Source organism: Micromonospora sp. ZG13, from assembly GCF_059359355.1.
The window spans coordinates 68,633-89,307 of the sequence record NZ_JCADBQ010000009.1 but is presented as its reverse complement, the minus strand read 5'-3'; the positions used below and the strand labels follow the sequence as shown (position 1 = coordinate 89,307).

20 protein-coding genes are annotated in these 20,675 nt (G+C 73.1%); 12 read left to right on the top strand and 8 right to left on the bottom strand.

The features are described from left to right. The first annotated feature begins 95 nt into the window (after positions 1 to 95). From AC5L34_RS19550 to AC5L34_RS19540, 3 genes are all read left to right on the top strand, one after another. On the top strand, positions 96 to 527 hold the full coding sequence (locus AC5L34_RS19550) for an Hsp20/alpha crystallin family protein (RefSeq protein ID WP_089000369.1): 432 nt from the start codon (positions 96 to 98) through the stop codon (positions 525 to 527). A gap of 256 nt (positions 528 to 783) precedes the next feature. Further along, positions 784 to 2,421 carry a ribosomal protection-like ABC-F family protein gene (gene abc-f / locus AC5L34_RS19545; protein WP_441177987.1) on the top strand — a complete coding sequence of 546 codons (1,638 nt, stop codon included), beginning with the start codon at positions 784 to 786 and terminating at the stop codon, positions 2,419 to 2,421. Between the two features lie 47 nt (positions 2,422 to 2,468). Further along, positions 2,469 to 3,467, top strand: a complete 999-nt coding sequence (locus AC5L34_RS19540; RefSeq protein ID WP_441177986.1) for a tyrosine-type recombinase/integrase — start codon at positions 2,469 to 2,471, stop codon at positions 3,465 to 3,467. A gap of 31 nt (positions 3,468 to 3,498) precedes the next feature. Here AC5L34_RS19540 and AC5L34_RS19535 read toward each other — a convergent pair whose 3' ends face one another. After that, positions 3,499 to 3,984 (bottom strand): cation:proton antiporter regulatory subunit, encoded by a 486-nt coding sequence (locus tag AC5L34_RS19535; protein ID WP_441177985.1) that lies wholly within the window; start codon positions 3,982 to 3,984, stop codon positions 3,499 to 3,501. A 432-nt stretch (positions 3,985 to 4,416) separates the two neighbouring features. On the opposite strand from AC5L34_RS19535, the gene AC5L34_RS19530 reads away from it, so the two are divergent. The 3 genes from AC5L34_RS19530 (at position 4,417) to AC5L34_RS19520 (ending at position 6,603) form a co-directional block, all read left to right on the top strand. Beyond that, positions 4,417 to 5,373, top strand: a complete 957-nt coding sequence (locus tag AC5L34_RS19530) for a HAMP domain-containing sensor histidine kinase (RefSeq protein ID WP_441177984.1) — start codon at positions 4,417 to 4,419, stop codon at positions 5,371 to 5,373. After that, positions 5,370 to 6,017 (top strand): response regulator, encoded by a 648-nt coding sequence (locus tag AC5L34_RS19525; RefSeq protein ID WP_101409876.1) that lies wholly within the window; start codon positions 5,370 to 5,372, stop codon positions 6,015 to 6,017. The genes AC5L34_RS19530 and AC5L34_RS19525 overlap by 4 nt, the downstream gene beginning before the upstream one ends. Positions 6,018 to 6,144: 127 nt before the next feature. Next, a complete protein-coding gene (locus AC5L34_RS19520; RefSeq protein ID WP_441177983.1) occupies positions 6,145 to 6,603 on the top strand; it encodes an Rv0361 family membrane protein in 459 nt (152 codons plus the stop codon). 4 nt (positions 6,604 to 6,607) lie between these two features. Here the strand turns inward: AC5L34_RS19520 and AC5L34_RS19515 are convergent, their stop codons facing one another. The 5 genes from AC5L34_RS19515 to AC5L34_RS19495 are packed head-to-tail and all read right to left on the bottom strand — an operon-like array spanning position 6,608 to position 10,987. Then, positions 6,608 to 7,318, bottom strand: coding sequence for a thymidine kinase (locus tag AC5L34_RS19515; RefSeq protein WP_441177982.1), 711 nt, complete (start codon positions 7,316 to 7,318; stop codon positions 6,608 to 6,610). 60 nt (positions 7,319 to 7,378) lie between these two features. Then, a complete protein-coding gene (locus AC5L34_RS19510) occupies positions 7,379 to 8,767 on the bottom strand; it encodes an MFS transporter (RefSeq protein WP_441177981.1) in 1,389 nt (462 codons plus the stop codon). A gap of 18 nt (positions 8,768 to 8,785) precedes the next feature. Beyond that, the gene (locus AC5L34_RS19505; protein ID WP_494826293.1) at positions 8,786 to 9,547 is read right to left on the bottom strand and encodes a glycerophosphodiester phosphodiesterase family protein; all 762 of its coding nucleotides are present in this window, start codon (positions 9,545 to 9,547) and stop codon (positions 8,786 to 8,788) included. A 58-nt stretch (positions 9,548 to 9,605) separates the two neighbouring features. After that, complete coding sequence (locus AC5L34_RS19500; RefSeq protein ID WP_494826291.1) at positions 9,606 to 10,175, bottom strand: hypothetical protein; 570 nt, start codon at positions 10,173 to 10,175, stop codon at positions 9,606 to 9,608. A 35-nt stretch (positions 10,176 to 10,210) separates the two neighbouring features. After that, positions 10,211 to 10,987 (bottom strand): lysophospholipid acyltransferase family protein, encoded by a 777-nt coding sequence (locus tag AC5L34_RS19495; RefSeq protein WP_441177978.1) that lies wholly within the window; start codon positions 10,985 to 10,987, stop codon positions 10,211 to 10,213. A 198-nt stretch (positions 10,988 to 11,185) separates the two neighbouring features. Here AC5L34_RS19495 and AC5L34_RS19490 point away from each other — a divergent pair, with 198 nt between their 5' ends. Continuing rightward, positions 11,186 to 12,601, top strand: coding sequence for a cytochrome ubiquinol oxidase subunit I (locus tag AC5L34_RS19490; protein ID WP_441177977.1), 1,416 nt, complete (start codon positions 11,186 to 11,188; stop codon positions 12,599 to 12,601). Positions 12,602 to 12,617: 16 nt separating this feature from the next. Beyond that, entirely contained in the window at positions 12,618 to 13,616 is a 999-nt protein-coding gene (gene cydB, locus AC5L34_RS19485; protein ID WP_101409884.1) for a cytochrome d ubiquinol oxidase subunit II, read from the top strand. A gap of 92 nt (positions 13,617 to 13,708) precedes the next feature. Here the strand turns inward: cydB and AC5L34_RS19480 are convergent, their stop codons facing one another. Together AC5L34_RS19480 and AC5L34_RS19475 are read right to left on the bottom strand one after the other, a co-directional pair. Beyond that, entirely contained in the window at positions 13,709 to 14,392 is a 684-nt protein-coding gene (locus tag AC5L34_RS19480) for a hypothetical protein (RefSeq protein WP_441177976.1), read from the bottom strand. 70 nt (positions 14,393 to 14,462) lie between these two features. After that, complete coding sequence (locus tag AC5L34_RS19475; RefSeq protein WP_441177975.1) at positions 14,463 to 14,924, bottom strand: peroxiredoxin; 462 nt, start codon at positions 14,922 to 14,924, stop codon at positions 14,463 to 14,465. A gap of 106 nt (positions 14,925 to 15,030) precedes the next feature. On the opposite strand from AC5L34_RS19475, the gene AC5L34_RS19470 reads away from it, so the two are divergent. The 4 genes from AC5L34_RS19470 (at position 15,031) to AC5L34_RS19455 (ending at position 20,610) form a co-directional block, all read left to right on the top strand. After that, positions 15,031 to 15,759 (top strand): SDR family oxidoreductase, encoded by a 729-nt coding sequence (locus AC5L34_RS19470; RefSeq protein ID WP_494826287.1) that lies wholly within the window; start codon positions 15,031 to 15,033, stop codon positions 15,757 to 15,759. A 30-nt stretch (positions 15,760 to 15,789) separates the two neighbouring features. Then, the gene (locus AC5L34_RS19465; RefSeq protein WP_494826285.1) at positions 15,790 to 16,536 is read left to right on the top strand and encodes a class I SAM-dependent methyltransferase; all 747 of its coding nucleotides are present in this window, start codon (positions 15,790 to 15,792) and stop codon (positions 16,534 to 16,536) included. 73 nt (positions 16,537 to 16,609) lie between these two features. Next, the gene (locus AC5L34_RS19460; protein ID WP_494826283.1) at positions 16,610 to 17,947 is read left to right on the top strand and encodes an SWIM zinc finger family protein; all 1,338 of its coding nucleotides are present in this window, start codon (positions 16,610 to 16,612) and stop codon (positions 17,945 to 17,947) included. Continuing rightward, complete coding sequence (locus AC5L34_RS19455; protein WP_494826281.1) at positions 17,944 to 20,610, top strand: DUF7824 domain-containing protein; 2,667 nt, start codon at positions 17,944 to 17,946, stop codon at positions 20,608 to 20,610. The genes AC5L34_RS19460 and AC5L34_RS19455 overlap by 4 nt, the downstream gene beginning before the upstream one ends. The last annotated feature ends 65 nt before the right edge of the window (positions 20,611 to 20,675 follow it).

Sequence of the window (20,675 nt, the reverse complement as noted above, 5' to 3'; positions counted from 1 at the left end):
ACACGGCCGTGACGCGCTAAATACTGAAGAGGAAGTTGAGTCGACTCGGCTCAACTAGACGGACCTTCGGCCAGGAGAACCGAGGAGGCAGGACCATGCTGATGCGTACCGACCCGTTCCGTGAGATCGACCGGATCACCGAGCAGTTCTTCGGCACCGCCGCGCGCCCCGCGGTCATGCCCCTGGACGCCTACCGCGACGGCGACTGGTTCTACGCGGCGTTCGACCTGCCCGGCGTCGACCCGGACAGCATCGACTGCACCGTCGAGCGCAACGTGCTGACCGTACGCGCCGAGCGTCGCCGGCCGGCCGGCGAGAACGTCGAGCTCGTCGCCGCCGAACGCCCGATGGGCACCTTCACCCGACGGCTGTTCCTCGGCGACACCCTCGACACCGACAAGCTGGAGGCCGGCTACGACAACGGTGTGCTGACCCTGCGGATCCCCGTCGCGGAGCGGGCGAAGCCCCGCCGGGTGACCGTGACGGCCACGGCCAACGGCAACGGTCGCAAGGAGATCAACGCCTGATCTTGGCGGACAAGGGGCGGGACGGCCGGTGCGGCCGCCCGCCCCCGTCGTGTTTCCGCTGCGGCGGGTAAACCGATGGCGGGCGTCCGGGGCCCGTGCCAGACTCGACGACGATCCGTGCAGCCGAGCCGCCAGGAGCCGACCGACGATGTGATCCCGCAGGACGCGGCAGGGCAGCGCCCCGCCGCCGCCGGCCCCGGCCGTCCGCCCACCCGGGCGTCGACGGCCCCGCCCGTCGTCCCGCGGAGGATCACCCATGTTGAAGGTCGTGTCCGTCAGCAAGCACTACGACACCGAGCCGCTGTTCACCGACGTCGAGCTGGTCCTCAACGCCGGCGACCGGGTCGGTCTCGTGGGCCCGAACGGGGTGGGCAAGTCCACCCTGTTGCGGGTGCTCATCGGCGAGGAGCCGCCGTCCGGCGGGCACGTGGCCCTGGCCCCCGGCCTACGGGTCGGCTACTTCGCCCAGCAGGTGCCGGACCCGGACGCCACCGTCGGGCAGTTCCTCGTCGCCGGTCTCGGCGAGCTGCATCCGCTGGCCGCGCGGCTGCGTGAGCTGGAACGACGGATGGCCGACGGCGACGACACGGTGCTCGCCGCGTACGGCGACGCGCAGGAGCGGTGGGCGACGCTCGACGGCTGGCGGGCGCAGGCCCGGCTGACGGAGGTCCGCCAGCGACTCGACATCGACCACCTGCACGACGACACCCCGCTGCGCCGCATCAGCGGGGGCGAGCAGGCCCGGCTCACCCTCGCCCGGGTGCTGCTGCACGCCCCGGACCTGCTGGTGCTCGACGAGCCGACCAACCACCTCGACGCCGACGGCATCGGCTGGCTCGGCGACTGGCTGGCGGCCTTTCCCGGCGCGGTGCTGCTCGTCAGCCACGACCGGGCGTTGCTGGACCGTACGGTGACCCGGATCGTCGAGCTGGACGGCATCCACGAGACGCCGCAGACCTACACCGGCGGCTACACCGACTACCGGGCGGAGAAGACCCGCCGCTGGCAGCGGCTACTGCTGGACTACGAGGCCCAGCAGAAGGACCACCGGCGCTGGCTGGCCGACATCGACCGCACCAAGCAACAGGCCCGCGGGGTCGAGGAGTCCGTGCGCAGCGGCCTCGGCGCCGACCAGCAGCGCCGCTACGCCAAGAAGGTGGCGAAGAAGGCCAAGGCCCGCGAGCGGCGGCTGCGCCGGCAGATGGACTCGATCCGCTGGCTGGCCGAGCCCCGCACCCGCCCGCCGCTGACGCTGGCGTTTCCGCAGGAGTCCACCGGCGGGCGCGAGGTGCTGCGCTCGCGGGACCTGACGCTGCGCGTGGCCGACCGGGTGCTGCTCGACCGCGTCGATGTGAGCGTCCGCGCGGGCGAGCGGATCCTGCTCACCGGCGCGAACGGCACCGGAAAGACCAGCCTGCTGCGGGTCCTCGCGGGCGAGGACCACCCCGCCGGGGGCGAGGTCGTCGCCGCCGGACCGGTCGCTGTGCTGCCGCAGACCCACGACGCGCTGCGTACCGACGTGAGCGTGCGCGACTTCTTCCGCTCCCGGGTGCCGGTGTACGTCGACGACGCCGAACGGCTGCTCGACGCCCACCTGTTCGGCCCGGAGCAGTGGGACGCGCCGCTGCGGGTGCTCTCCGCCGGTGAGCTGCGTCGACTGCTGCTCGCGGTGCTGGTGAACAGCCCGGCCGAGGTGCTGCTGCTCGACGAGCCGACGAACTACCTCGACTTCGACGCCCTCGACGTGGTGGAGGAGGCGCTGCGGCAGTTCCGGGGCACCCTGGTGATGGTCAGCCACGACGCCTGGTTCGCCGAGGCGGTCGGGGTCGACCGGCGGTGGCGGCTGACCGACCGGCGCCTCGTCGAGCAACCGGCGGTGGCTACGATCGCGTAGGGCGCGCCTCCTCCCGTTCCCAACCCGAAGCTGAGAACCTTTTTCACATGTTCTCCCCGAACGCTCCGGCGCGGCCAAGCCGGCCCACCCCGCTGGCCCTGCCCGGGGGACCCGTCGACTTCACCGAGGCGTGGCTGCGCAACCGGCGGCTGTCCGAGCACACCCGCGACGCGTACCGGCGCGACGTCGCCGGCTGGCTCGCCTGGTGCGCCGCCCGCGAGCTGGACCCGCTGCACGCGAACTTCCTGCACGTCAACGAGTACGCCCGGGCCCTGGAGGCCACCCTCGGCGCGCGTACCGGCAAGCCGCTGACCCCGGCCACCGTCGCCCGCCGGCTCTCCGCCCTGTCGAGCTGGTACGACTTCCTGGTCAAGCTGCGCGCCGTAGAGGCCAACCCGGTCGCCGGGGCCGACCGCCCCCGCATCGACCGGGACCACTCCGCGACGGTCGGCCTCACCCCCGAGGAGGTCGACGCGCTGCTCGCCGCCGCCGAGGCCGACACCGGGCCGACCGCCGCCCGCAACCGGGCCGCGGTCGCGTTGCTGGCCGACCTCGGGCTGCGGGTGGGCGAGCTGGTCTCGCTCGACCTGGCCGACCTCGGCGCGGAGCGGGGCCACCGCAGCGTGCGGTTCGTCGGCAAGGGCGGCAAGTTGCGCCGGCGCGCCCTGACCCCCGGCACCGCGTACGCCCTCGACGCGTACCTGGCCCAGCGGGCCGCCGCGCAGGGCGTGGCGGTGCACGAGCTGACGGGCCCGCTGCTGGTCACCGCCAGCGGGGCCCGGCTGGACCGGCACGCCATGTTCCGGCTGGTGCGCCGGCTGGCCCGCACGGCCGGCATCGCGGCGTGGGCGAGGCTGTCGCCGCACTCGCTGCGGCACGCGTTCGCCACCACCGCCCGTGCCGAGGGGGTGCCCCTGGAGGACGTGCAGGACGCGATGGGCCACGCCGACCCGCGCACCACCCGCCGCTACGACCGCGACCGGCACAACCTCGACCGCGACCCCGCGTACGCCATCTGGGCGGCCCGGGCCCGCCGGCGCGGCTGAGGCGGCCGGTCCCGCGTCGGTTGCTCGCGGCCTACGTGTCGGTGTGGACCAGCGCGCGGCTCAGCGCGCCGATGCTCGGCTGGGCGCCGGCGACGACCAGGACGTCGCCGTGGACGAGGACGTGCCCGAGCCCCGGAGCGGTGGTCGTCCGCCCGTCGCGCACGACGGCGATGACGCTGACCCCGTGGGTACGCGCGACGGCCTCGGCCAGGGTCCGCCCGTCGTAGGGCGACGCGGCCGTGACGGGCAGCTCGGCGACGCTGATCGCCTCCCGGTGCCGCTCCAGGTGGGTGACGTGGTCGACCGTGGCGATCGGATGCAGCAGCTCGGCCACCTCCTGTGCCTCCGCCGGGCTCAGGGTCACGGACCGTTCCACGGTGTCCGGGTCGCCGGGCGCGTAGACGACGACGTCGCGTCGGCCGCCACGGTGGCAGACGATCCCGAGCACCTGACCTTCCTCGGTGTGCACGGTGTAGCCGACGCCGATGCCCGGCAGCGGCACTCGTTCTATCTGCATCTCGATCCTCCTGTCGGGTCACGCAGCGCGACGGCGGCTACGCGGCGAGGTAGCGCGGCCACACGGACACCCGGGCGATCGGCGCGGTCATGATCGTGGTGACGATGTGGTAGCGGGAGCCGGGCAGGGGAAGTGGAGCCCGGGGCTGCTCCGGGCCCCGGGCTCACGTTCATGGTCATCGCCGCCGGGCGGGTCGACATCGGGGCTGACACCCATTTGCCGTGCTGGCGGGCCCCGGCCGGCGGTCCTGCCGGCGGTGGCGCGACGGATAATGGGTGCGGGCACGCATTTACCGCACGCGCCCCGGCCGGCAGGCTGAGGATGATGAGGGTGATCACCGCCGCGGGGCGGGCCGGTGGGTGGCGTGACGAGCCGCGGGAAACCGCCGACGCCGCTCGGCGTCAGGGACGGGCCGCGAGGAGAGGAGCCGCCGTGTCGCTGTTCTGGCGGATCTTCCTGCTCAACGCCGCCGTGCTCGTCGCCGCCACGTTGCTGCTGCTCGGCCCGGTCACGGTGTCCACCCCCGTCCTGCTCACCGAGGCGGTGGTCCTGACCGTGGGCCTGGCCGCGATGCTGGTGGCCAACGCCGCGCTGCTGCGCGTCGGCCTCGCGCCGCTGCACCGGCTGACCCGGGCCATGACCACGCTCGACCTGCTTCAACCCGAGCCCCGCCCGGTGCCGGCCGGGCAGGCCGGCATCGCGGACCTGATCCGCGCCTTCAACGCGATGATCGACCGGTTGGAGGCGGAGCGGGCCACCAGCGCCGCCAGCGCCCTGTCCGCCCAGGAGGCCGAGCGCCGACGCGTCGCCCAGGAGCTGCACGACGAGGTCGGTCAGACGCTGACCGCGGTCCTGCTCGAACTCAAGCAGGTCGCCCGGCACGCGCCCGAACCGGTCCGCGCCCAGCTCGCCCAGGTGCAGGAGACCACCCGCGACAGCCTCGACGAGATCCGCCGCATCGCGCGCCGGCTGCGCCCCGGCGTACTGGAGGAACTCGGCCTGACCAGTGCCCTGAAGGCCCTCGTCACGGAGGTCACCGGCCACACGGACCTGTCCGTGCGCCAGCACCTCGACGCGGACCTGCCCGCCCTCGACGGCGAGGCCGAGCTGGTGATCTACCGGGTGGCGCAGGAGGCCCTGACCAACACCGTGCGCCACGCCCGGGCCACCACCGTCGAGCTGTCGCTGGCCCGTCAGCCGGGCCACGTGCAGCTGCGCATCCGCGACGACGGCCGGGGCGTCCGCGACGCCGCCGAGGGTGCCGGCGTACGGGGCATGCGCGAGCGCGCCCTGCTCATCGGCGCCCAGCTCAGCGTGGCGCCCGGCCCCGACGGCGGCACCGAGGTGCGGCTGCGGGTGCCCCTCGGCGGCCGGGAGCACCGGCCGTGACCACCCGCATCCTGCTCGCCGACGACCACGCCCTGGTGCGTCGGGGCGTACGCCTCATCCTCGACAGCGAGCCGGACCTGACGGTCGTGGCCGAGGCCGGCGACGGCGCGGAGGCCATCGCCCTGGCCCGCAGCGAGCGGCCCGACCTGGCGATCCTCGACATCGCCATGCCCCGGCTGACCGGTCTGCAGGCCGCCCGGGAGCTGTCGCGGCAGCAGCCGGGCCTGCGCATCCTCATCCTGACGATGTACGACAACGAGCAGTACTTCTTCGAGGCCCTCAAGGTCGGCGCGAACGGCTACGTGCTCAAGTCCGTGGCCGACCGCGACCTGGTGGAGGCGTGCCGCGCCGCCGTGCGCGACGAGCCGTTCCTGTATCCCGGCGCCATCAACGCCCTCATCCGCACCTACCTGGAACGCAGCGCCCGGGGCGAGAGCCTGCCGGCCAGGACCATCACCGAACGCGAGGAGGAGATCCTCAAGCTCGTCGCCGAGGGGCACTCCTCCAAGGAGATCGCCCGCCTGCTGTTCATCAGCGTCAAGACCGTCGAACGGCACCGGGCCAACCTGTTGCAGAAGCTCGGCCTCAGGGACCGGCTGGAGCTGACCCGCTACGCCATCCGGGCCGGGCTCATCGAGGCGTGACCGCGCGCGGCAGGGCCGCTCCGAGCGGTGGTGGGCGTCGGCGGCGACCGCGACCCGGCCGGGCGGCGCGGGGACGACAGGGCCGACTTTCCTGCGGGCGGGGCCGCCGGTTCTCTACGGTCGACGGGTGGGCGCTGAGCAGCCGTGGAGCCGGCCGGCCCGTCGGGGCCGCCCGGTGCGTACCGGGTTGGTGTTCGCGGGCGTGACCGTGCTGCTGTGCTGCGTCGGGGTGGCGGGGCTGGGCGCCTGGAACGTGCAGGTGGTCACGCAGGCCAGCGGCCCGGTGCGGGAGACCGCCGACGGGTTCCTGCGGTCCGTGGCGGCGGGCGACACCGACGGCGCGTACGACCGGCTCTGCGCCGACGCGCGCAGCCGGTGGAGCCCGATCGGGTTCACCAGTTGGCTGCGTACGCCGCCGGTGGTCAACGGCTACGAGATCGTCGACGTGTCGGTGGCGACCCGCGGTGGGCGCCCGCGCGGCACGGTGACGGTGCGCCTGACCCGCGACAGCGGTCTGACCGAGGAGCGCACGCTGTCGGTCGTACGCGAGGACGGCGACTGGCGGGTGTGCGGCGACCCGTACTGAGGCGTCAGCGGGGCCCGAGTTCGCCCGCGCGGTAGTGCCGGCGGCAGAGCACCTGGTAGCGCACCTCGGCGCTGTCCACGGTGTCGCCGATGACGACCTGTAGGCCCTCACGGACCACCCGGCCGTCGACCACCCGGGCGTTGAGCAGCCCTTCGCGGCCGCACCAGCAGAGCACCTCGACCTGGATGCGGGCGACCTCGTCGGCGAGCTCGAACAGCCGCTGCGCGGCGGGGAACAGGCACGAGCGGAAGTCCGTGGCCAGCCCGAACGCGTACACGTCGACGTCGTAGCTGTCGACAAGTTCGGCCATCTGCTCGATGTGCTCCAGGTTGTAGAACGACGCCTCGTCGCAGATCAGGTAGTCGACGCGTACGCCCTCGGCCCAGGTGTCGCGCACCAGCGCACGCAGGTCCAGCTCGTCGGTGACCTCGACGGCCTCGTGGGCCAGGCCGATGCGGGTGGTGACCTGCGGGCCGAGCGAGCGGTCGATGCGGGTGGTGACGAGGCCGCGGCGGCCCTGCCGGGAGTGGTTGTGGTTCATCTGCAACGCCATCGTGGACTTGCCGCAGTCCATGGGGCCCCAGAAGAACTTCAACGCCGCGGCGTGCAGCGGGCGCCCGTCCACGCCCCGCGCCGCGGCGCACCCGGCGGGGGAGTCGTCGGGGCCCAGCGGCGGGCGCGCCAGGCAGGTCGGGGCGGCGGCGTGGTCGGTCACGGTCGGGCAGCCTAGCCGATCGACGCCTCCCGATCCGGCCGGCGCGGACGGGCGCGGGCCTCAGAGCACCCGGGGCGGGGTGTTGCCGGCGGCGAGGATCGCCCGGCGCATCGGCACGGCCAGCAGCAGCAGGAACCCGACGACGAAGAAGATCAGCAGGGACACCAGGCCCACCCGGTAGGAGTTGGTGAGCTGGAACACGATGCCGAACGCCAGCGGGCCGAGCCAGCTGGTGCCCTTGTCGCTGATCTCGTAGAAGCCGTAGTACTCGCCCTCCTTGCCGGCGGGGATGAGCTGGCTGAACAGCGACCGGCTCAGGGCCTGGCTGCCGCCGAGCACCAGGCCGATGGCGGCACCGAGGATCATGAACGGCAGCGGTGCCTCGGCGGGCAGCCGGAACGCGCCGAGGATCACGCCGGTCCACAGCACCAGGCTGATCAGCACGGTCTTCCAGGCGCCGATGCGCTTGGCGAGGGCGCCGAGCAGCAGCGCGCCGCCGAAGGCGAGGAACTGCACCAGCAGGATGGTGACGATCAGGGTGCTCTGCCCGAGCTTCAGCTCCTCGGTGCCGTACTGGCTGGCCAGGGCGATGACGGTCTGGATGCCGTCGTTGTAGACCAGGAACGCCAGCAGGAAGAACAGCGTCAGCGGGTACGCCTTGATCTCGCGCAGGGTGCGGCCGAGCTGCCGGAACCCGTCGGTGACCGGGTTGCCGCCGGCCAACGCGGCGGCGGTGGGGTGCTCGCGCAGCCAGCGCAGCGGGATCAGGGTGAACACCGCCCACCACAGCCCGGCGGAGACGATCGACCAGCGGGCCAGGTCGAGGGTGCGCTGGTGGTTGCCCTCCTCGCCGAGCATGCTGACCGCGACGAGGTTGAGCGCCAGCAGCAGGCCGCCGCCCAGGTAGCCCAGCGCCCAGCCGCGGCTGGAGATGCCGTCGCGGTCGTCGGGGCCGCCGAGCTGCGGCAGGAAGGAGTTGTAGACCACCACACCGGCGCCGAAGGCGATGTTGGCGATCATGAACAGCGCGCCGCCGAGCAGGTACCGGTCGCCGGTGACGAAGAGCATGCCGACGGTCGCGGCGGCGCCGGTGAACGCGGCGGCGGCGAGCAGCCGCTTCTTGTGCGCCGACCGGTCGGCGATCGCGCCGACGATCGGCAGGGCGAACACGGTGAGGAACACCGACAGCGACACCAGGTACGGAAAGTACGAGCCGGCGGCGACCTTGATGCCCAGCGGGTAGACGTGGCCGCTGCAATCGTCCGCGCCCAGTTCGCAGCCGGCGGCGAGTTTCGTGACGGTGGTCAGGAACGGGCCGAGGAACACGGTGATCACGGTGGTGGAGAAGGCGGACATCGCCCAGTCGTAGAAGTACCAGCCGCTGCGTTCGCGGCGGGTGCTCGTCGGGGCGGGGGTGTCGTCCACCGCGGGGGTGACGGTCTCGGCCATCGGGGTCCTTCGAACGGGTCAGGCGGCCCAGTGGCCGCGGCTGCGGTAGACGTCGCGCAGCACGCCGACGTGATCGGTCATGATGCCATCCACCCCAAGATCAAGTAACTCGTGCATCTCGGCAGGTTCGTCGATCGTCCAGACGTGCACGTGCAGGCCGAGTCGGTGGGCGTGACGCAGGAACCGGCGGTCCACCACGGGCACGCGCCCGTAGCGCACCGGCACCTGCGCGGCGACCACCGACGGGGGCAGGCGCAGCGGCCGGCCGGTCAGCGACGCCATCCGTAGCCGGGCCACCCCGCGCATGCCGAGGCTGCTGGCGACGCGGCCCTGCGTCAGGGCGCGCAGCCGGGCCAGCCGCGTGTCGCTGAAGGAGGCGAGCAGCACCCGGTCGCCGGCGTTGGCGCGGGCGATGGTGGACACGGTCGCCTCGACACCGCCGTCGGCCTTGACGTCGATGTTGAACCGCACCTGCGGCCAGGCGTCGAGGACCTCGTCGAGGCGGGGGACCACGGCGGCGCCGCCGACGCGTACCGAGGCCAGGTCGGCCCAGCGCAGCTCGGCGATGCGCCCCGCCTCGCCGGTGACCCGGCTCAGCGTGGCGTCGTGGAAGACCACCGCGACGCCGTCGGCGGTGCCGTGCACGTCGGTCTCGACGTAGCGGTAGCCGAGCCCGACCGCCCGGGCGAACGCCGCCGCGGTGTTCTCGTCGCCCTCGGCGGCGCCGCCACGGTGGGCGAACGCCAGCGGTGCGGGCCCGTCCAGGTAGGCGTGGGTCACGCGGGGAGTATGCCCGGGCGCGGTGGCCGGCGCGTGACCGGCCGGCGGCCGGACCGGGTCAACTCCAGTCCGTCTGGTGGCCGGGCCGGCGCAGCAGGGCGAGCAGTTCGCCGTCGGAGGGGTGGTGGGTGCGGGTGAGCGGAGCACGCAGGTCGTCGACGGTCACCGGATCGGGACCCTGCACGCTGACGCTGAGCACCCGGTCACGGGCGAAGAGGTACAGCGCGGTGGCGGGGTCGCTGTTGTCGGTGTCCCGGGTCACGACGAGGGTGAGACCGTCGCCGGCGTCGGTGCAGACGTGGATCGTCCGGACGCCGCAGTCGACCCCGTCGGCCAGCGACCCGTCGGGGGCCGGGTGGTGCTGCTGCCACACCACGGGCACCTCACGGCCGTCGCCGGTGCGCAGGTCGTAGGCGATGTCGAGACCGAGCCGGTCCAGCCAGCCGACAACGCCGGAGCGGGGCAGGTCGTCGGGGACCAGCAGTTCCTCGGCAGGCCAGGGGGAGGAGCGGGTCAGGTCGCTGAGATCCCGGCGGTCCTTCGCGTCGTGGTACGCCGCGCGCAGGGCGGCGTACCCGCCCGCGCAGACGAGGACGAGCAGGGCGGAGACGAGCAGCGGCACCCGCACGCTGATCGCCTCGCCACCGTGCCCACGCCCGGGGATCAGGCTCTCCGGCGGGGGCGCTGGGAGCGGCTGGTGTCGACCGGACGACCCGGGTCGACGTGGCGGGGCCTGTCGGGCTCGTCGGGCCGCAACGGCACCAGCGAATCGGTGATGGCGTCGATGATCCGGTCGGTGGCGCGCAGGGCGGCCCCCGGGGCTGCCGGCGTCAGGTCGGCGAGGTCCACCGGGTCGCCGAAGTGCACCCGCACGACAGGACGGCGCACCAGGGACCGGGCGACGCCCCCCAGCAGGCCCTTGGGCGCGCGGTAGGGCACCACCTCGTGGCAGCCCCACTGGGCGACGGGGATGACCGGGGCGCCGCAGGCCAGGGCGAGGCGGGCGGTGCCGGTCTTGCCGCGTTCGGGCCACATGCCCGGGTCCAGGCCGATGCGGCCCTCCGGGTAGACCAGGATCACGGAGCCGCCGGAGACCGCCGCCGAGGCGTCGTCGAGGGCGCGCCCGACGGCGGCGGTGCCCCGGTCGACACGCAGATGCCCGGCGCGGCGCATCGCGGCGCCGATGACGGGGGTGCGGAACAGTCCGCCGGTGGCCATGATCCGGGGGGAGACCCCCCGGGCGCGGCAGGCGGCGGCAAGCACGACGGGGTCGAACGGGCTGATGTGGTTGGCGGCCAGGATCAGCGGGCCCCGGCGCAGCGCCTCGGGCACGTCGCCGCTGACCTCGAGGCGGGCCAGGAGCGCGACGACGACGCGGGCGAGCACCTGCGCGGCACGCCAGATCAGCGGCGGCTGCCAGGTCGGGCGGGTGGTGTCCATCAGCGCGCAATGGTCGCACGCGGGCGGCGGCCCGCGCGGTGCGGGTGGCGTACGGGGTGCGCACCGCCGGGCCGTCCGGCCGAGGTGATCAGGGTCATTGGTCCCGGGTCGCTTCGGGACCCCCGCCCCTGCCGCTTTTTCTACGACGGGAAGTAGTATTTACTACGTCTCGTAGTATGCAAAGCCTGGGGGTTACTGGTGGACGCGTTGGACGTCGCCCGCTGGCAGTTCGGTGTCACCACCGTCTACCACTTTCTCTTCGTGCCGCTGACCATCGGCCTGTCCGTGCTGGTGGCGATCCTGCAGACGCTGTGGCACCGCACCGGCGACGAGAAGTACCTGAAGCTCACCAAGTTCTACGGCAAGCTCTTCCTGATCAACTTCGCCATGGGCGTGGTGACCGGCATCGTGCAGGAGTTCCAGTTCGGCATGAACTGGAGCGACTACTCCCGCTTCGTCGGCGACATCTTCGGCGCCCCCCTGGCGATCGAGGCGCTGGTCGCGTTCTTCCTGGAGTCGACCTTCATCGGCCTGTGGATCTTCGGCTGGGACCGGCTGCCCAAGCGGCTGCACCTGGCCAGCATCTGGGCCGCCGCGATCGGCACCAACCTCAGCGCGTACTTCATCCTCGCGGCGAACTCGTTCATGCAGAACCCGGTCGGCTACCGGATCAACCCCGAGACCGGCCGCGCCGAACTCACCGACTTCGTGGCCGTGCTGACCAACAAGGTCGCCATGATCACCTTCCCGCACACCATCGCCGGGGCGTTCCTGGTGGCCGGCTCCCTGCTGGTCGCCGTCGCCATGTGGCACCTGGTGCGCAACCGCGACTCCGCCGACACCCCCGCCTACCGCTTCGCCGCGAAGTTCGGCTCCTGGGTCACCCTGGTCTCCGCCGCCGCCGTCGCCTTCACCGGCGACATCCAGGGCAAGATCATGACCGAGGTCCAGCCCATGAAGATGGCCGCCGCCGAGGGCCTCTACACCACCGAGAGCCCCGCCTCGTTCTCCGTACTGACCGTCGGCAGCCTCGACGGCAGCCGCGAACTGTTCGCCCTCAAGATCCCGCACCTGCTGTCCTGGCTGGGCACCGGCGACCCCAACGGCACCGTGCAGGGCATCAACGACCTACAGGCCCAGTACGCCGCCCAGTACGGCGCCGGCAGCTACACCCCGATCATCCCGGTCACCTACTGGAGCTTCCGCTTCATGATCGGCTTCGGGATGGCCGCCGCCGCCATCGCCCTGCTGGTGCTCTGGAGCCAGCGCAAGGGCCGCACCCCCACCAGCAAGTGGCTGCTGCGCGCCGGCCTGGTCATGCCCCTGCTGCCGCTGGCGGCGAACTCCTTCGGCTGGATCTTCACCGAGATGGGCCGCCAGCCGTGGATCGTCTTCGGCGAGATGCTCACCCGCGACGGCGTGTCCCGCAGCGTCTCGCTGACCGAGGTGCTCACCTCGTTCACCGCCTTCACCCTCATCTACGCCGCCCTCGCCGTCGTCGAGGTCAAGCTGCTGCTGCGCTACGCCAAGGCCGGCGTACCCGACCTGACCCCGGACCCCGAGATCGACGACACCCACGACGACGCCGAGCGCCCGCTCGCGTTCGCCTACTGAACACCGGAGACACACCGTGGAACTCACCACCATCTGGTTCCTGCTCGTCGCGGTCCTGTTCACCGGGTACTTCATCCTCGAGGGCTTCGACTTCGGCGTCGGCATGCTGCTGCCCGTGCTCGGCCGCGACGACCGGGAACGCCGCGTCCTGATCAACACCATCGGGCCCGTCTGGGACGGCAACGAGGTCTGGCTCATCACCGCCGGCGGCGCCATGTTCGCCGCCTTCCCCGAGTGGTACGCCACCCTGTTCTCCGGCTTCTACCTGCCGCTGCTGCTGATCCTGCTCGCCCTGATCATCCGCGGCGTCGCCTTCGAGTACCGCCACAAGCGGCCCGAGGCGTCCTGGAAACGCCGCTGGGACACCGCCATCTTCGTCGGCTCGGTGGTGCCCGCCGTGCTGTGGGGCGTCGCGTTCGCCAACATCCTGCGCGGCGTGCCGCTCGACGCCGAGCACGAGTACATCGGCGGCCTGCTCGACCTGCTCAACCCGTACGCCCTGCTCGGCGGCGCGACCACGGCGGCGCTGTTCCTCACCCACGGCGCCGTGTTCATCGCCCTCAAGACCGTCGGCGAGGTACGCGAGCGCGCCGGCGCGCTCGCGGTGCGCCTGGGCGTGGCCGCCGCCGTGCTCGCGGTGGCGTTCCTGAGCTGGACGCTGAACATCCGCTCCAGCACCGCCGCCGTCGTGTTCGCCGTCGGCGCGGCCCTGGCGCTGCTCGGCGGCCTGGCCGCCGCCCGCGTGCGCCGGGAGGGCTGGGCGTTCACCGGCACCGCCGTGGCCATCGCGCTGGCCGTGGCGACGCTGTTCGCGGCGCTGTTTCCCAACGTGCTGCCCTCCACCGCGGACGCCGCCGGGACGCTGACCGCCACCAACGCCGCCTCCACCCCCTACACCCTGAAGATCATGACCTGGGTGGCGGTGGTGTTCACCCCGATCGTGCTGGCCTACCAGGGCTGGACGTACTGGGTGTTCCGCAAACGCATCGGGGTGGCCCACATCCCGCGGCACTGACCCCTCCCACCCGGTGGCCCCCGGTCCACCGGAAACGGCCCCGGCGGCCGACGCGGGCCTCCCCGCCCGCGTCGGCCGCCGGGGCCGCACCGTCAACGCGCCTCGCGCAATTCCGCCAGGCGCGCCTCGATCTCCGCCAGCTCCGCGCGCAGCTTCTCCGCCTGCTGCTCGGCCTCGGCCCGCTCGGCAGCCATGATCTGCTCCACCGCCTCGTGCACGCCCGGCACGTCGACCAGCGCCACCATCCGCAGCGCCTCCGCCGGCTTCACCACGTACGGCTTCGCGAGGGACTTGCTGCCCTGCTGCGCCGCCACCGTCCACTCACCGTCGGCGTACGCCAGCGTCACCGTCAGCCCCGCCGGCCCCTTCGGCTTCACGGCCTTCACCGCCTTGCGCGCCGGTGCGGGCTTCGCCTCCACCGTCTCCACCTTCGGCTCCTCCCGCCGCTGCTGCGGCACCCGGTCCAACACGAACTCCGGCTCCGCAGGCGCCGCCGGCTCCGGCTCCGGCGTCTCCGGCTCGGCCGCCCTGCGCCCGGCGCCGCGCGGGGCCACCGCGACGTCGGCGGGGGAGAACGGCAACTCGTCGCGTCCGAAGCGGACCACCACGTACTCGTCGGAGACCTCGGGGTCGGTCAGCTGCACCACCTGACCCACCTGCCCGGCGATCTGACCCGCCGAGGCGGTGAACACCACCTTCGGCTTGCGGCCCGCCGCCAGCGCCTCCCGGATGCTCTGCACCTCGTCAGTGGACAAACCCTGGCCAGCGGCACCCATCAGCAACCTCTTCCCTCGTACACCTGTTCAGTGCCTGCCTTGATACCAGCCCGCCCCGACAACCGGAAGATCAACCCCCCAGTGCCCGCAGCGCCGCGTCCGCGTGGTCGTTCATGTTCAGCTCGCTGTGCACCACCTCGACCACCCGCCGATCGGTGCCGATCACGAACGTCATCCGTCGCGTGCTCAGCGCGCCCAACGGCAGCCGCCGCCGTACCCCGAACCGCTCCGCCACCACGCCCTCGGAGTCCGACAGCAACGGATAGTCGAACCCGTGCCGCCGGGAGAACTCCGCCTGCTTCGCCACCGGATCGCGGCTGATCCCCACCCGGGTCGCGCCCACCGCCGCGAACTCGGCCGCCAGGTCCCGGAAGTGGCAGCTCTCCGCCGTGCACCCCCGCGTCATCGCCGCCGGATAGAAGAACAGCACCACCGGACCGGCGGCCAGGAACTCCGACAACCGCCGCGGCGTACCCGTCTCGTCCGGCAACTCGAAGTCGTCCACCACGTCCCCGACACCCACACCCGCCACCGCGCACCTCCACGTCGCCGACCACCGATGCGCCCGAGCCTATGCGCCGGCCCACCGGCCCGCCCCGGTAGCGTCGACCGCACAGCCACCACAGGGGAGAGACACATTGACACCGGTCACCGTCATCACCGGCGGCAGCCGCGGCATCGGCGCCGCCACCGCCCGCCGCCTCGCCCACGCCGGACACCACGTCGCCTTCAGCTACCGCCGCGACCACCACGCCGCCACCGCCGTGCTCGCCGACCTCGAAGCCACCGGCGTACGCGCCCTCGCCGTCCCCGCCGACACCCGCGACCCCGACCAGGTCACCGCCCTGTTCGACGCCGCCGCCGACCTCGGCCCCCTCACCGGACTGGTCAACAACGCCGGCATCACCAGCCCCATCGGCGCCTTCGTCGACCTCGACCCCACCGACCTGCGCGACGTCGTCGACGTCAACCTCATCGGCTACGTCCTCTGCGCCCAGCAGGCCGCCCGCCGCATGGACCGCGACGGCGCCATCGTCAACGTCTCCTCCGTCGCCGCCACCCTCGGCAGCCCCGGCGAATACATCCACTACGCCGCCGTCAAAGCCGCCACCGACACCCTCACCACCGGCCTCGCCAAGGAACTCGCCCCCCGCGGCATCCGCGTCAACGCCGTCGCCCCCGGCATCATCCGCACCGACATCCACGCCCTCTCCGGCCAACCCGACCGACCCGAGAGGGCCGCCGCCCGCATCCCACTGGGCCGCCCCGGCGAACCCGACGAGGTCGCCGCCGCCATCGCCTGGCTGCTCGGCCCAGACGCCACCTACACCACCGGCACCGTCCTCCGCGTCGCCGGCGGCCTCTGACCCGCCGCCACCCGTGCGACGATGCCACCCGTGACCGGTGTCTTCGGCGCCATCGCCGACCTCTACGACGACGTCCGCCCCGGCTATCCGAACGCCATCGCCGACCTCATCCGCGACTACCACGGCAGCACCCCCGACACCGTCACCGAGATCGGCGCCGGCACCGGCACCGGCACCGCGGTGCTGCTGCGCCTCGGCGCACCCGTCACCTGCATCGAACCCGACCCCCGCATGGCCGCCCGACTCACCGCCACCTTCCCTGACGTCCACACCGTCACCCACACCTTCGAACGGTGGCAACCACCCACCGGCGGCGTACCCCTGCTCGCCTGCGCGTTGGCCTGGCACTGGCTCGACCCCGCCACCCGCAACCGGCGCGCCCACGCCGCGCTCACCCCCGGCGGCACCCTCGCCGTCTTCGGCCACGAGTACGGCTACGCCGACCCCGCACAGGCCCACGCCGTCGACACCACCCTGCGCGCCATCGACCCCACCGCCACCCCCCACCCGGCCGACTGGTTCCACCACGACATCACCGCCAGCGGCCTGTTCACCGACGTGCACGCCCACACCCTGCACCGCGACCTCACCCTGAGCACCGACCAGTACCTACGCCTGCTGCAGACCTTCGGCCCGTACCGGCAGCGCACCGCCGACCAGCAGACCCGGGCGACCACCGCGATGCGCACCCTCGTCGACGGCTTCGGCGGCACCGTCGTGCTACGCCTGCGCACCACCCTCGTGCTCGCCCGCCGCCCCCACACCGACCGCCCCTGAGGCCGCCGACCGGCGCACCCGCCACGACCGTACGACTCGATGCTGTCGGTGGGGTCCTCTACCGTCCGCGGACGTGAGCGCAACGCAGACGTACCGGTATCTCGGCTCCTCCACCCTCGGGCGCGGCGGACTCGGCCTGCAGACCAGCGGCGGCCCCACACCCAACCCGCGATTCTTCACCGGGTTCCTCACCACCGCACAGGCCGCCGCCGTCGGCCTGCTCGCCGTCGCCGAAGTCGCCCGCACCCGCTACCACCGCCCCGTCAGCCCCGCCAGCCTCGACCCCGTCGTCACCGGCAGCCGCGACCGGCTGCGCTTCGAATCCTTCTCCGGCTGCTGCGGCGTCTACGCCCGCCTCGACACCCTGCCCGCCGGCATCGACGGCGACACACTCGAACACGGCACCACCAACGTCGACGTCAACAACCCGCTACGCCAGGCGCTGGCCCGCGTCCGCGGCCTCGACCCACTGCACCTGTCCGTCGGCCCCGACGACCTCACCGTCCACACCATGCACGGCCCCGTCGTCGAGAAGAAGGTCCCCCTGCCGGCGCGCTGGCTGCGCGGCTTCGCCGAGGTGCAGATCCTGGCCGCCACCTTCGAACCCCGCGCCGAGATCCCCGCCACCGAAGCGGCGACCTTCCTACGCCGACTGCCCACCACCGGCGACCGCTCGGCCCTCTGGGTCGTACCCGCCGGCCGGTCACTACGGCTGACCTCCCGACCCGTCCCCGGCGCCGTCTGCCTCGCCGGCGCCAGCCGACTGACCGCCCTGCACGGCATGCTCCGCTTCGCCCACACCCTGCGCGTCTACGGCCCCACCGTCACCGCCGGCTCGGCACCCGTACCGAGCACCTGGGAACTCGACACCGGCGCACTGCGACTCTCCCTGACCCTCTCACCCGAGCCGTACCGCGGATTCTCCGGCGAGGGCGCCGCCCTCACCGCACTGGCCGGCGACGACGTGGTCGACGACGCCAACCTCGTCGCCGCCGTACTCTCCTGGGACCCCACCATCGACGTCGACCGACTGGCCACCGACACCAACCTCGACCCCACCCGCGTCCGCGCCGCGCTCGCCCAACTCGGCACCGCCGGCCGCGTCGGCTACGACGTCTCCGAAGCCGCCTACTTCCACCGGGCCATGCCCTACGACGCCGGCCGCGCCGAACGCGACAACCCCCGCCTGGTCGGCGCCCGGGCCCTGCTCGACACCGGAGCCGTCGAACTCGACGCCACCACCGCCACCGTCCGCAGCCGCGAACACACCTACCGGGTCCGCCGCCTACCCGACGGCGACCTCACCTGCACCTGCCCCTGGTGGGCCAAACACCGCGGGCAACGCGGCCCCTGCCGCCACGCCCTCGCCACCCGCATGCTCGCCACCCACCACGCCGAGGAGCGGTCGTGAGCCGCGCACAGCAGATGCTCTTCGTCAAGAGCACCGAACGACGCCACCGCGAACTCGCCGCCGGCGGCACCAGCGACCTGTTCGACCTGATCACCAACGGCGCCGCCAACCAGATCGCCGCCGCCCTCGCCGGGCTGCCCGAACAACGCCGCCGCGACATCGGCACCGACCTGACGACCTGGTACAAGCAGCGGCAGCACACCACCCGCTGGACCGTCGGCGCGGGCGCCGCCCTGGCCGTCGCCGTGGTCGGCTGCCTGCCCACCGCCGCACAGGCCGCGACCATCCTGTCCCGCAACACGATCAACCCCTACGGCGAACGAGCCGCCACCCTCGTCGTCCACGTCGCCGACGAACGCGGCATCACCTGGCTCGGCGACCTCGCACACCGCCTGGCCACCAAGGTCAACCAACAGACCTGGACCGTGCGGTGGCAGTTCATCGCCGCACTCCTGCACGCCACCGGCACCACCGCACCCACCAACGACCGGTTCGTCGAACTGTGGCTCAACTCGGTGGCCACACCACCGCGGCACCACCACACCCGGCCCGCAACCGTGCTGGAGCGGCTCCGCGACGACCCGATGCTCACCACCATGCTGCCCCGACTCTTCGAGATCGACGGCCTCGGCACACCCATGATGTTCGACGAGATCGGCACCACCTGGCAGGACCGCCAACGCCACCCCCTGCCCACCGCACTGGCAACCCTCGCCGCCGAAGGCGTCCTCGACCGCACCACCCTCATCGACGCCACCATCGGCCGACTCCTACGCGGCGACCGCGCCCCGGCCCTGCGCGCCTTCACCACCCTGCTCACCGAACTGGCACCCACCACCGCCGAAGTCACCGCCCGCGCCACCGACTACCTGCGCCTGCTCACCGACGCACCCGCCCCCGTCGCCACCATCGCCCAGAAGGCCCTCCGCGACCTGCCCGACCCCGACGTCGACGCCCTGCTCGACGCCTCCCGCGACGTGTTGCCCCGACCCGACAAGACCCTCGTACGCGCCCAACTCACCTGGCTAGACCGGCTGGCCCGCCAACACCCCCACCGCGCCCGCGACATCGCCGACGTCATCGCGACCGCCACCGAACACCCCGCCGTCGAACTGCGCGACCGGGCCACCACCCTGGCCACCCGCCACGGCCACGACGCCACCGCAGGACCCGGCCCGGCCACCACCCGCCCCCGCGCCGACGAACTACCACCGCCCCCGCCGCCCGCACCGGCACCCGCCCCCATCACCGACATCGACGAACTCGCCGAAGAGACAGCCGCCCTGCTCGGCACCCCGTCGCAGGGCACACCCCTGGACCGCATCCTCGACGCACTCGTGCGCCTCACCGCCACCGACGGCGCACGCGTACACGCCACCCTCACCCCCGTCATCGCCCGCCGCCACTGGTCCTGGGGCAACGAACACCACTACGACCCCCTCTGCCTCTGCCACGTCGTGGTCGACGTCCTCACCACCGCCGCAGCCACCGACCAGCAGGACCGCCGACGCAGCCGATGGCAAGCGCTGCTCACCGCCATCCGCCGCACCGACCGCGACAACCCCACCCCACAACTGATCACCACCGACCCCCGCGTACCCCCACCACACCGACTGCTCCGAGCCCGCCTCGCCGAGATCGGCGCACACCTCAACCAGCAGCCGGGACACCCCGGACTGCTCGCCACCCCCACCCACGCCAACGGCGCCCTCGACCCGCTCACCCTGCTGGAACGCCTCACCGCACTCGGCGAGCGCACACCCTGGCACTGGGACCTCACCCAGGCACTGCTGCGCCTGCCCGCCGACACCGACGACACCGTCGCCGACAAGGCCGCCGCGCTCGGCACCCCGGCGGGGGAGCGGCTCGCCACCTGGCTACGCGCCGGCGGACTACCCCAACCCCTCACCCGCCTCACCACCGTCACCCGACGCCCCCGCAAGAACGGCCACGACTGGGAGCACGACCACCTGCCACCCAAACGCCTCGCGGTCGAGCTGCGCCCACCCGACGGACACGACGACCCGTACGGCCTGCTGACCGCCGACCCCGCACCCATCGGCACCGAACACTCCGCCTGGATGAACCTGTGGCCGTCGACCCTGCCGGGGCACAGGGCAATCGTCGCCGCGCACGCACTACCGATCGTGGCCGCCACCGCCGACATGGACCACCGCGACGGCGCCACCATCCTGCCCCTGCTCGCCGACAGCACCGGCCCCGGCGGGACCGCCCTCGACCTCACCCTGGCCTACGGCCTCGGCGCCCGCCACGGCACCGACCGCATCGCCACCCTCGACGCCCTGCTCGCACTCGCCGCAGCCGGGCAACTCGACGCCACCGCGACCGGCCACCACCTGGGCCAGCTGGTCGCCGAACAACTGGTCAAGCTGTCCAGGGCACTCGAACCACTACGCGACGCCGCCCTCGCCGGAGCACCCCTGAGCGTGTGGCGACTCACCGCCGCCGCACTACCGGCGCTCCTCGCCGCACCCCGAACCCCACGCGGCCTGCCCGACCTGCTGAGCCTGGCCGCCGAGACGGCCACCACGACCGGCGTCCGCATCGACGTGCCCGGCCTGGCCGACGTCGCCGCCCGGGGCGGATCGAGCCGCCTCGTCACCGAGGCCCGCCGCCTGCACCGCGCCCTCGACCCCACCTGACCGGGCATCCGATCGGCTCGACCACGAAGGGGCTGGCGCGCCGAGGCCCGGCGGCCGACCGGCAT